Raw genomic sequence first — 12,556 nt, forward strand, 5'->3', positions numbered from 1 at the left:
ATGAAACTTTACAGAACTTCCAAAGGTGTGTTATTGGAATTTGAGGATACATTTTACTTGGTCCATTCGGATTGGAGTGATTTGATAAATAGTGATTCGTTGTACCAAGAATGTGAATCCATCATAAAAGGTGGTGAGGAAATTAAAAATGGAAAGGAGTGGATTACTGATTTTTTAATGAAACCTATCGAAGGCCAAGAAATCTGGGCTACAGGCGTCACCTATTTTAATAGTAAAATGGGACGCCAAGAGGAAGCTGAGGCTACGGGTGGAGGAGATTTTTATGAAAGGGTATACCATGCGGATAGACCGGAACTCTTTTTTAAGTCGACCGCCGAACGTGCCGTAGGCCATCAGGAGAAAGTAGCCATTAGAAAAGACTCCACATGGGATGTTCCAGAACCGGAATTGACGCTCTGCATAAGTCCATCAGGAAAAATTGTGGGATATACCATTGGCAATGACATGAGCAGTAGGAGCATAGAAGGGGAAAATCCCTTATACCTGCCACAAGCCAAAACGTACGACCGCAGTGCTGCAATAGGTCCTTGTATTTTTGTCACTGATAAACCATTTCCGTCGGATGCCAAGATCTATTTGGAGATTTCCAGAGACGGGCAGCAAGTTTTTGAGGGGAGTGTGGGGGTAGATCAGATTGTAAGGAAGTTTGAGGATATCGTAGCCTACCTTTACAGTCACAGCACATATCCCAAAGGTTGTTTTTTAATGACAGGTACAGGCATTGTCCCGATTCAACCTTTACGCTGAATATTGGAGATGAAATCCATATTACCATAGATTATATTGGAACACTGACCAATACGGTCGGATAAATTGAAGTTGAAAAATGCAATTACAAGGAAAGAATTATGTTGGTAATGATAAATCTGCACTGGGGTCGGACACGTTTTACGGAGTGAAAGCAACCACTGGAGAAAACCTTGAGCCTCCTTTTAGAGAGGCTGTTGAAGATGAGGTGAATGCAGCTGTGGAAAAGGCGAAAAAAGCGTTTAGAATCTACAAAAACAAATCAGGTAGGGAAAAAGCGGACTTTTTGGACGCCATTGCTGATGAATTATTGGGATTGGGTGATCAATTGATAAAAAGGGCGAGTGTAGAAACCGCATTGCCCGAAGGTAGAATCACTGGCGAAAGGGGCAGGACCATGGGGCAGATGAAGTTATTTGCAAACCTGTTGCGGGATGGCTCTTGGGTAAATGCCCGAATCGATGAAGCCATACCGGATAGGGAGCCCTTGGCAAGGGTGGATATCCGAAGCATGTTGCGTCCATTGGGTCCCGTTGCTGTTTTCGGGGCGAGCAATTTCCCACTGGCATTTTCCGTTGCCGGGGGAGATACTGCCAGTGCCTTGGCGGCAGGCTGTCCGGTTGTGGTAAAAGCACACCCTGCACATCCCGGAACTTGTGAATTGGTTGCTAAAGCCATCATATCCGCGGCAAAAGAAACAGGAATGCCCGATGGGGTATTTTCCATGTTGCACGGTGTTTCCCACGAAGTGGGAATGGCTTTGGTGGGGCATGAATCCATTAAGGCCGTCGGTTTTACCGGGTCATTGCAAGGCGGTCGAGCGTTGTTCGATGCCGCTTCAAAAAGAGAAAATCCGATTCCAGTGTATGCAGAAATGGGAAGTACAAATCCTGTTTTTATTTTACCAGGGGCAATGAAGGAAAAAGGGGAGGAGCTTGGTAAACAGCTTTATGGTTCGGTAACACTGGGGGTAGGTCAGTTTTGTACCAATCCGGGCTTAGTTGTGGCCCAAGACTCCGAGGACACAAAAGTATTTAAGGATACCATTTCCAATTTGGTCAATGAATCCGATGTAGGTACCATGCTCACAGAGGGCATTTCCAAAGCTTATGATAATGACTTGAAAGAATTGTCATCCCAAAAAGGAGTTCAAGTCCTGGGCAAAGCGAAAGTAGAAGGCCGCAGCGAGGGTGAAGCGTGTGTTTTTACTACGGATGCTCAAAACTTTTTGTCCAATCGTGTTTTAGAGGAAGAGGTTTTTGGCCCTTCAACATTGTTGGTGAACACTTTCAATATTGATGACATGCTCAAAATCGCCGAAAATCTTCACGGACATTTAACGGCAACGGTACTTGGAACTGAAGAGGATTTAACGAACAGTGGGGAACTCATCGATATTTTAGAAGAAAAAGTGGGAAGAGTATTGATCAATGGTTTTCCAACGGGAGTTGAAGTGTGTCATGCGATGGTGCACGGAGGACCTTATCCTGCTTCAACCAATTCGCGTTCTACATCTGTAGGGACAAAAGCGATTGAACGCTTTTCACGTCAGGTTTGTTACCAGAACTTTTCGAATGCTTTACTGCCCGATGAGCTGCAACAGGAAAATCCGTTAGGGATATGTCGCATGGTAAATGGGGAGGTTCAACTCAAATAATTGAGAGAGATACAACGTGTTTTTAAAACGAAAAAAACTCCGGTAATCAGCCGGAGTTTATTCATCAATCAAAAAACGAACAGTCATGATAAACTGTTATATCTTACTAAATTACAACTTTCCTGCCAAAAATCAAATTTAAGGATAGTTTAACTGTAATTTATGGGGTAATTTTCACACTTTATCCCAAATAAGTTTTCAAAATCTTACTTCTGGAGGTGTGTTTTAGCCTACGGATAGCTTTTTCCTTGATCTGACGAACTCTTTCTCTGGTAAGATCAAAAGTTTCGCCGATTTCCTCCAATGTCATGGAATGTTGTCCTGCCAAACCAAAGTAAAGTCTGATTACATCAGCTTCACGAGGGGTAAGGGTTTCCAAAGCACGTTCTATTTCAGTACGAAGTGAATCGTGCAAAAGCTCCTTATCTGGGTTTGGAGATTCACCACTACGCAATACATCGTAAAGGTTGGAATCCTCTCCATCAATCAACGGGGCATCCATAGATACATGGCGACCTGAGTTTTTCAAGGATTGCTTCACATCTTCCACGGTCATGTCCAATTCTTTGGCAATTTCCTCTGCAGATGGTGGGCGCTCATGCGCTTGCTCCAAGAATGCAAATGTTTTGTTGATCTTGTTGATGGAACCAATCTTGTTCAGTGGTAAACGAACAATACGGGATTGTTCTGCCAATGCTTGAAGAATGGATTGACGAATCCACCAAACAGCGTAAGAAATAAATTTAAATCCACGAGTTTCATCAAAACGTTGTGCCGCTTTGATAAGCCCCAAGTTTCCTTCATTGATCAAATCAGGAAGTGTCAACCCTTGATTTTGATACTGTTTTGCAACAGATACAACAAACCTAAGGTTGGCTTTAGTTAATTTTTCCAAGGCTATTTGGTCTCCCGCTTTAATTCGCTGTGCCAACTCTACTTCCTCATCGGCGGTAATCAAATCTACCTTGCCAATTTCCTGCAAATACTTGTCCAACGACGCGGTTTCCCTATTGGTAACCTGTTTTGTAATCTTTAACTGTCTCATCTAAAATATCCCTTCAAATTAAATTTGTGAACCGGAGCTCATTAGGTTATACGTTGAAAAAACTAAAAAGTTACATTTTGATTGTATTTTTTTTAAAAAAAAGAAGCCCCGAGCAACTGCTCGGGGCTTTTATATGCTAACAAAGAAGTTTTAATCTCTATCCCTTCTTGGTTTTCTATCCCGGTTGCCGCCTCTGCGGTCACCACCACCTCTACGGTCACCACCTCTATCATTACGAGGAGGTCTTTCTACATATCCTTCAGGTTTTGGCAACAAGGCTTTTCTTGAAACCTTTTCCTTTCTGGTTCTTGGGTCGATACCAAAGTATTTTACATCAAAAACATCACCCATGTTCACAACATCGGATACATTTTCGGTGCGTTCCCATGCCAATTCAGAAACGTGAAGCAATACTTCGTTTCCTGGTGCATCCATGTATTCCACAACGGCACCAAAGTCTAGCATTTTTATCACTTTTACCTCATAAACACTTCCAACCTCTGGCTTGAACATCAACGCATCGATTTTTGCCAATACGGCATCGATACCTTCTTGTCCTGTACCCAAGATTTCCACAATACCTTCTTCGGTATCTGGATCTTCGTTGATTACAATCGTAGTGTTAGTAGTTTTTTGAAGTTCTTGAATTACTTCACCACCTTTACCGATAAGTGCACCAATATATTCACCTGGAATAATTTTGGTCACAATTTTAGGAGCGTAAGATTTAACCTCTTCTCTTGGCTCGGCGATAGTATCGGTAAGTTTGCCCAAAATGTGCATTCTTCCGTCTTTGGCCTGAATCAAAGCATTCACTAAAATCTCGTAGGACAATCCTTTTACTTTAATATCCATTTGGCAAGCAGTAATACCATCTGCGGTACCAGTTACCTTAAAGTCCATATCTCCCAAATGATCTTCATCACCTAAAATATCGGAAAGCACGGCGTATTTACCAGTTTCAGTATCAGTAATCAATCCCATGGCAATACCGGAAACAGGTTTTTTCAACTGAACCCCTGCATCCATCAATGCCATTGTTCCTGAACATACAGTAGCCATGGAAGAGGAACCATTGGATTCCAATACTTCTGAAACTACACGAACAGTATAAGGACAATCTTCTGGAATCATTCCTTTAAGTGCACGTTGTGCCAAGTTACCGTGTCCAACCTCTCTACGCGATGTGCCACGAATTGGTCGTGCTTCACCAGTTGAGAAAGGAGGGAAGTTATAATGTAAATAGAATGTTTCTTCACCTTCGAAAGATGGCATATCAATTTGATTGGCCTCTCTGGAAGTACCCAAAGTAACGGTTGCCAATGCCTGAGTTTCACCACGTGTAAAAATGGCAGAACCGTGTACAGATGGCAAATAATCAGTTTCACACCAGATTGGTCTTACATCTGTAGTTTTACGCCCGTCTAAGCGAAGGCCTTCTTCCAAAGTAAGATTTCTAACAGCTTCTTTTTCAGCCTTGTGGTAGTATTTGGAAATCAAATCACCGATTTCCTCCAATTCTTCTTCGGAAAAAGACGCTTTGATTTCTTCTTTAATTGCGGAAAATGCCTCGCTACGTTCTTTTTTGGAGGAACCAGCTTTGGCCACTTCATAAACCTTATCGTAGGCCATGTCGTGTACTTTTTTCTGAAGATCTTCATCTTCAGCTTCTGACTCGTATTCACGAACCTCTTTTTTACCGAATGCTTCGGCCAATTTTTCCTGTGCAGCACATTGTACTTTAATGGCTTCGTGGGCAAATTTGATGGCTTCTACCATTTCCTCTTCGGAAATTTCGTCCATCTCACCTTCGACCATCATCACAGAATCTGCAGAAGCACCAATCATCATGTCGATGTCGGACTCCAGAAGTTGCGCTCTAGTTGGGTTGATGATGAATTCACCATTTACCCTACCTACACGAACCTCGGATATGGCACATTCGAATGGGAAATCCGAAAGTTGAATGGCCGCGGAAGCAGCCAATCCAGCCATGGCATCTGGCATAACATCTTCGTCATGCGACATTAGCTGAATCATCACCTGTGTTTCGGAGTGATAATCTTTTGGGAACAATGGCCTCAATACCCTGTCCACCAAACGCATGGTCAATACTTCGCCATCACTTGGTCTGGCTTCTCTTTTAAAGAAACCTCCAGGATAACGTCCTGCAGCAGCAAATTTTTCGCGATAATCTACGGTAAGTGGCAAAAAGTCCACGTCCGAAGCTTTGTAATTGGAGACAACTGTACACAATAGCATACACTTGCCAGATTGGACAACAACAGAGCCATGGGCCTGTTTTGCCAGTTTTCCGGTTTCGATAGAAATCTCTCTACCGTCACCTAGGTCTATGACCTCTTTGAATGTCTTTGGAATCATAAAATTAATCTTACCCTACCATCGTGGCGGGGTCGTTAAACATTTGGTCTACCGCCATCCGGGCGGTCGGGTTGTGTTGTTGTTGTGTGTGCTTGGAAGCACTTGACCAATGAAAAACTATTTGTAGCTTTTTGTGTTTGCCCAGTGTTATGCTGGGACTTTATATTGTTGAAACTTGTTCAACTAAAAACAAAGGGGAAGCCAATGCCTCCCCTTTTTGTTTTTATTTTCTGATACCTAATTCCTTAATTAGGGAACGGTATTTTTCAATATCTTTTTTCTTTAGGTAATCCAAAAGACTACGTCTTTTACCTACCAATGCCACCAAAGAACGCTCGGTGTTATAATCTTTGTGGTTCTTTTTAAGGTGTCCTGTTAAATGGTTGATACGGTGTGTGAACAAAGCAATTTGTCCTTCCGTAGAACCTGTGTTGCTCTCAGAGCCGCCGTGTTTTTTGAAAATCTCGGCTTTTACTTCTTTTGTTAAATACATTCCAATATTATTTAAATGATTTTTATGTATTGATTGGCTTTCAATCAGCGTGCAAAGATATGCGTTTTTTTGAATTTAAAATACTTATTGAATATAAACTTTTAAGGTTGGTACGCAGCAGACTTTCTCTTTCTAAAACAAAAAAGCCCCGAACTCGGGGCTTTTTTTAATTTCTTACAGGTTGATTGGTAATCAAATCGATATAGAGATTGATTTTCTTCTTCAGATCCCTACGGTGTGTGATGAAATCCAAGAAACCATGTTCTTTAAGGAATTCCGATGTTTGGAAGCCTTCTGGCAGGTCTTTTCCTGTAGTGTCTTTTACTACCCTTGGTCCAGCAAATCCAATCAATGCACCAGGTTCCGCAATGTTGATGTCTCCCAACATGGCGTAGGAAGCTGTAGTTCCTCCTGTTGTAGGGTCGGTACATAGCGAAATGTATGGGATTTTTGCTTCTGCCAATTGTGCCAATTTAGCGGATGTTTTTGCCAATTGCATCAGGGACAGTGCAGCTTCCATCATACGGGCACCACCTGATTTGGAAATCATAACAAATGGCACTTTTTTCCTTTTGGCTACATCTATGGCGCGGGATATTTTCTCTCCTACCACGCTTCCCATTGAGCCTCCGATAAAGCCAAAGTCCATACAGGCTACAACAATATCTTTTCCTTGAGATTTTCCAACTGCTGTCCTAACGGCATCTTTTAATCCAGTTTTCTTCTGGGCAGCTTTCAGCCGGTCAGAATATTTTTTGGTGTCCTCAAACTTTAATGGGTCTTTGGATGCCATTTTTGTATCGAGCTCACGGAACTTGTTATCATCAAAAAGAATTTCAAAATATTCTTTACTTCCTATTCGAACATGATAATCATCTTCTGGACTTACATAGAAGTTTTTGGCCAAATCTTCAGCCTCAACAATTTTACCAGTAGGGGATTTGTACCATAAACCCTTGGGGGTGTCTTTTTTCTCCTCGGTAGCTGTTTGTATTCCTTTTTCCTTTCTTTTAAACCAAGACGACATGCGATCAATATTTAGTTAGACAAAGGCTTACAAAGTGTTTACGTTGTTCAAGTCCTCGAAGGCTTTTTTCAAACGAGTAATCAAAGTTTTTTCACCTTCTCTTAGCCAAACTCGGGGATCATAGAATTTCTTGTTGGGTTGGTCATCACCATCAGGGTTTCCAATTTGTGTTTGAAGGTAATCCGCCTTTCCTTGAATGTAATCCCTAACACCTTCCAAGAATGCGTATTGCAAATCGGTATCGATGTTCATTTTGATTACACCATAACCAATAGCTTCTCTAATTTCCTCCAAAGTGGAACCAGAACCTCCGTGAAATACAAAATCGATGTGATTGTGCTCAACTCCATATTTTTCGGTAATATATTCTTGAGAGTTCTTTAGAATTTTTGGAGTCAGTTTTACGTTACCTGGCTTGTATACCCCGTGTACGTTCCCAAATGCTGCAGCAATGGTGAATTTTGGGCTTATTTTTGAAAGCTCTTCGTAAGCAAAGGCCACTTCTTCTGGCTGGGTGTACAATTTGGAGTCGTCAACGTCGGTGTTGTCCACACCATCTTCTTCACCTCCTGTAATTCCCAATTCAATCTCCAAAGTCATATCCATTTTGCTCATGCGCTCAAGGTATCCTTTGCAGATTTCAATATTTTCTTCGATGGGTTCTTCGGAAAGGTCGATCATGTGCGAACTGAACAATGATTTGCCAGTTTCTTTGTAATGCTCTTCACTGGCGTCCAATAATCCATCGATCCAAGGCAATAATTTTTTGGCACAGTGGTCTGTATGAAGGATTACCGTTGCTCCGTAGGCCTTTGCCAATTGGTGAACGTGCTTAGCACCTGCAACAGCTCCTAGAATAGCTGCTTTTTGACCATCATTGGAAAGTCCTTTACCTGCATTGAACTGGGCTCCTCCGTTAGAGAATTGAATAATTACGGGAGAATTCAATGTTGCAGCGGTTTCCATCACGGCATTGATGCTGTCCGATCCGATAACATTTACGGCAGGAAGTGCATATCCGTTTTCTTTTGCATGGTTGAAAATTGCTTGTACTTCATCACCAGTTGCAACACCGGGCTTTATATTGTGGGACATAGTTATATTGGTTTAGAATTCAATAGGAGACAAAAGTAATAAAATATTTGCTCTAGAAAGGATAATTGATCCCTATGTTGAAGACGGCTTTCTTGAGGTTGTAGCCATCGAACCAACGATCAGACCCAACTTTAGCGGGATTATAGGTCTTGAAGCCTACATCCAACCTGAAAACAAAATATGTGAAATCGTACCGGAGTCCAAGTCCAGTGCCCAATGCAATGTCGCCCAGCGAGGAGAATCCTTTGAAAATGGCATCGGGGTTGGTTTCATTGTCAAATACGTTCCAAATATTACCCGCGTCCGCAAAAAGTGCACCTTTTACATCACCAGCTATTGGAAATCTGTACTCAAGGTTTAATGCAAGTTTAAGGTTGGCCTCATTAAAATCGTTGATATTGTCGGTGCTGCCCGGTCCAAGTTCATAAGCGTTCCAGGCCCTGTTGTCGTTTGAACCTCCTGCAAAATAACTCCTCACAAAAGGCACGTTGTCCGAATTTCCGTAGGGAATGGCCAAGCCTGAGAAACTTCTAAAGGCAATTACTTGGGAACCGCCTATTTCCCAATGCTTGATGTAATCTAATTCGGCTTTCACATATTGAGAAAAAGGAACATTGAAAACAAGGCTTTGTCCGTTGTCATTTTTGTTATAAGGTAATATATTGGAAAGCAGAGATAGCATACCCCCAGCACTTTCCAGCTTTATGCGGTACTGATAAAAATCAAGATCGTTTATTCCAGACTTACTGTTTTTGGTATGGGTAAAATTACTGGCAAAAATAAGGTTGTTCTCTGTTAGCCTTCGGCGTCTTTCCTCTATACTGTTTACTTCTTCGAAGTCTTCGGTGCTAACAGGAATTTCACCGTTCAATATGGAACGTGCAAAACTATTGGCACCTTCTGGAATGTTTAAGCTGGGTTCTTCTCCTTCGTCCTCTACTGGGTCAAAAAAAGATGCGTATTGAGGGTCGTCTTGAAAACCATCCGCAATCTCGTCCAAATTGGAAAACGTATTTCTATAAACGTTATAGAAATTATCAGGGTTCACATTACGTACAAACTCCACATTCAGTAGTTCAAAATTGTTTTTGAGGCGGTCGGTGGGCGACCAGTTGTAGGATAGGATAGCATTCAGGGATTGTTTGTCCAAACCAATGTTTTGCTGAAAATTGGTACCCGCCGACAATCTACTTTGGGGCAACATATAATAGGGTATTATTTTTTCAGTATTAAACGGTAACCAAATCCGGGGAAATGTTATAGTTACATCACCTCCTAGCTCTGAAGTAATATTTTCATTGGATAAGGATGCGTCGCTTAACAAACCAATAGACCCCCTGGCAGAAACGTTCAAGGTTTCGGCGCCTCCAAAAACATTTCTTGTAATTACAGATGCACTGAAGGCAGTTCCTACTTGTTGAATGTTGGAATGGGTTACATCAAAATTTAGATTAAGGGAATACTTTGGCTTGGCTGCCAAGTAAATGTTCGATTCCAGTTGCGTTTGGGTGGAATCGGGAATAAATTCAATGTTCGGATATTTAAATGTGTTTAGGTTGGTGATTTGTCTATAAGTCCTTATCCTGTCCAAATCACGGTAAACACTATCTTTTTCAAAAAAAATAGCGTCGGTAAGTGCTTTGGGCCTGTATCTAAGTTCACCGCTATAATATATATTATAGTTTTCGTGTTCTATCCTTTTTAAAGTATCGGTGGCCCCATTGATATCATAATCTGCATAAATGTTGATTTTTCTATGTCGCGCAACCTTATAAGGAGTATTGGTGTCCGTACTGTCGGTAGAACTTCTGAATTTATTGATGTTCAATTTTACATCCATTGATTGGTCATCGGAAGCTATTGTTGTATCCCTGAGGATGTCGTAGTTGATAGAACTTTCTTGAAAATTATAGACTCCGGAATTACGGAACAGGGTGGTCAAGCGTTCTCGTTCCAAAGTGAATTTATCCAAATCGAATTGTTCCCCTTTTTTGATCAAACTTTGTTGGGCGGTTTTTATGTAAATGGAATCCAGTTCAGGAGAGGTAATGTTTTTTTGAACCGTATCCACTATATAAGGTTTGTTCAAAGTGATATTGTAGTCAATCTGAGCTCTTTTTTTCTTATTGCTTTCCACTATCTCATAGTCGCCCGTACTGTTGAAGTATCCCTTGCTGTTGTAATAAGATTTTAGTTTGTTAATGGATTTGTTGGTTTCCGCTGTGTCGATTATTACAGGTGGTTCGCCAATTCTTTTTAAAAATTCACTGGCTCCTTTTACCATAAAGGATTCACGCAAGCGGTTAACCTGCTTCTTGGAGAGTAGATTGTTCAGGTGTTTTTCTCTCTTTTCTTTGCGATGCAACCAGTCTTGGAAAGAAGAATCTGGGTTTTCCTTTGCAAGATTATAAAGGTTCAATTTTAGAGGGTAACCAAGAACACTACTGTTAGGTTTTTGAGCTATAAGCCCTTTTATTTCACTGCTATTGACTTTTTGGTCATCAACCAGAATGTTGTTTTTAGTGAGCAATAATTCATCCTCCCCAACTTTTTTTAAGGTATTGCAACCCGAAATGCTTAGCAAAAGCAACAATAACCCTATTTTTGCCCAGTTGCACATTAGACCTAAAGAACCCCTCATAGAAGCCAAAAATACACGATTTAGATGGTTACAAAAAACCAAATTAAACTAGTTGTTAGCCTAAAGCAAAAAAAGTACCGATCTCAACATGGGCTCTTTGTTGTTGAAGGGGAAAAAGTGGTCAACGAGTTACTAAAAGCGGGAGTAAGGCCATTTAAAATTTTTGTTGATGATGCCGACAAGGTTCAAAAATTCAGAGAAGCGGAAATGGTCCCCAAAAAGGACTTGAAGCAAATGAGCAGTTTAACGCACCCGAACGGTATATTGGGTGTTTTTTATATGATCGAGGGAGAAGGTAATCTCAATCCTGATTGGGTCGTGGTGCTTGATTCAGTTAGAGACCCTGGTAATCTGGGAACCATTATCCGACTTTGCGATTGGTTTGGGATAAAATATTTGGTCTGTTCAAAAGATACCGTAGATTGTTACAACCCAAAAGTGTTGCAGGCTACCATGGGTTCCATTGCTAGAGTAAATATTGCCTATGTTGATTTGGAAGAATATTTGGGCAAGACAAATCTTCCCGTTTATGGTGCTTATATGGATGGGGAATCGGTTTATAGTTCTGATTTGGCCGAAAAAGGGATTTTGGTGATGGGCAACGAGGCCAATGGAATTTCTGATGAGGTTGGCAAGTTTATTGCCAAAAGAATTTCAATTCCTCAATTTGGGTCTCTTAGTACAGAAAGTTTGAATGTAGCCACGGCAACAGCTATTCTGTTAAGTGAAATACGGAGAGGATAGTTTATTCAAAGGTGAAATTGATGAAAATACCTCGGGTTCGCATTGCATTGATGTTTCCGGTCCATGGACTGTTGGGGTCTTCATCTGGGACCAGTTCGTCCGTAAGGGCGAAAACCCCACGAATGGAAGGTGTGAACTTAAAGTACTCGGTATAGAAATCAATACCAAAACCTAATTCATACCCATATACATTTTGTTTCATCCTGAATTGACCGGTACTGTTGTCATCCAAGCTATCTTCATTGCTGCCCAAATTAATCGAGGTGTATACCCCACCGACTATAAATGGCCTCCAGTTTCCAATTCTGCGGGTGCTGGCTTTTAACAATAAGGGAAACCTAATGTAAGTTGACCGTACCTCACGAATAGCATCTGCTGCCGAAGTAAATCCAGGGAATCCCAAAGTTCTAGAAGTGTAAAGCAAACCTGGTTCAAAACGTGCATCCAGAAATTCATTGATCCTAAGTTCACCTATCAATCCAACATTGAATCCAAAGCTTTTATCCACCAAAATATCCCTTCCAATATCATCTTTGTACTCAAATTGAAAGTCATATTGGTTAAAGCCAAGGTAATAGCCCCAGTTCAAGAATTTCTTGTCCTCGTTTTGAAGATTTAATATGGGTTCACCTCCAAATTGGCCAATGGCCGTGTGGTTCGACAATACAATCAGTCCAAAAAGGATAAGGAGATTTTTCATTAAT

Annotated in this window: 10 protein-coding genes; 3 read left to right on the forward strand and 7 right to left on the reverse strand. The window is 41.2% G+C overall.

What is annotated here, in order from left to right; all coding sequences use genetic code 11:
• Both D2V08_RS00795 and D2V08_RS00800 read left to right on the forward strand, forming a co-directional pair.
• Window positions 1–768, forward strand: a complete 768-nt coding sequence (locus D2V08_RS00795) for a fumarylacetoacetate hydrolase family protein (protein ID WP_245980449.1) — start codon at window positions 1–3, stop codon at window positions 766–768.
• Between the two features lie 79 nt (window positions 769–847).
• The gene (locus D2V08_RS00800) at window positions 848–2,425 is read left to right on the forward strand and encodes an aldehyde dehydrogenase (NADP(+)) (RefSeq protein WP_119606247.1); all 1,578 of its coding nucleotides are present in this window, start codon (window positions 848–850) and stop codon (window positions 2,423–2,425) included.
• Between the two features lie 181 nt (window positions 2,426–2,606).
• On the opposite strand, the gene D2V08_RS00805 is transcribed toward D2V08_RS00800, so the two are convergent.
• From D2V08_RS00805 to tamL, 6 genes are all read right to left on the reverse strand, one after another.
• Window positions 2,607–3,470, reverse strand: a complete 864-nt coding sequence (locus tag D2V08_RS00805; protein WP_014033356.1) for a sigma-70 family RNA polymerase sigma factor — start codon at window positions 3,468–3,470, stop codon at window positions 2,607–2,609.
• 150 nt (window positions 3,471–3,620) lie between these two features.
• Window positions 3,621–5,852 carry a polyribonucleotide nucleotidyltransferase gene (locus tag D2V08_RS00810; RefSeq protein ID WP_119606248.1) on the reverse strand — a complete coding sequence of 744 codons (2,232 nt, stop codon included), beginning with the start codon at window positions 5,850–5,852 and terminating at the stop codon, window positions 3,621–3,623.
• 223 nt (window positions 5,853–6,075) lie between these two features.
• A complete protein-coding gene (gene rpsO, locus D2V08_RS00815; protein WP_119606249.1) occupies window positions 6,076–6,345 on the reverse strand; it encodes a 30S ribosomal protein S15 in 270 nt (89 codons plus the stop codon).
• A gap of 166 nt (window positions 6,346–6,511) precedes the next feature.
• Window positions 6,512–7,372, reverse strand: a complete 861-nt coding sequence (gene accD / locus D2V08_RS00820; protein WP_119606250.1) for an acetyl-CoA carboxylase, carboxyltransferase subunit beta — start codon at window positions 7,370–7,372, stop codon at window positions 6,512–6,514.
• A 27-nt stretch (window positions 7,373–7,399) separates the two neighbouring features.
• Window positions 7,400–8,467, reverse strand: coding sequence for a class II fructose-bisphosphate aldolase (gene fbaA, locus D2V08_RS00825; protein ID WP_119606251.1), 1,068 nt, complete (start codon window positions 8,465–8,467; stop codon window positions 7,400–7,402).
• 52 nt (window positions 8,468–8,519) lie between these two features.
• Entirely contained in the window at window positions 8,520–11,060 is a 2,541-nt protein-coding gene (tamL, locus tag D2V08_RS00830; protein ID WP_313790092.1) for a translocation and assembly module lipoprotein TamL, read from the reverse strand.
• A gap of 72 nt (window positions 11,061–11,132) precedes the next feature.
• Between tamL and D2V08_RS00835 the strand changes: the two genes are divergently transcribed.
• Window positions 11,133–11,852, forward strand: coding sequence for a TrmH family RNA methyltransferase (locus D2V08_RS00835; RefSeq protein WP_119606253.1), 720 nt, complete (start codon window positions 11,133–11,135; stop codon window positions 11,850–11,852).
• Between the two features lies 1 nt (window position 11,853).
• Here the strand turns inward: D2V08_RS00835 and porT are convergent, their stop codons facing one another.
• On the reverse strand, window positions 11,854–12,552 hold the full coding sequence (gene porT / locus D2V08_RS00840) for a type IX secretion/gliding motility protein PorT/SprT (protein WP_119606254.1): 699 nt from the start codon (window positions 12,550–12,552) through the stop codon (window positions 11,854–11,856).
• Window positions 12,553–12,556: the final 4 nt, after the last annotated feature.

The organism is Flagellimonas lutimaris, assembly GCF_003581615.1.
GTDB classification, from domain to species: domain Bacteria; phylum Bacteroidota; class Bacteroidia; order Flavobacteriales; family Flavobacteriaceae; genus Flagellimonas; species Flagellimonas lutimaris.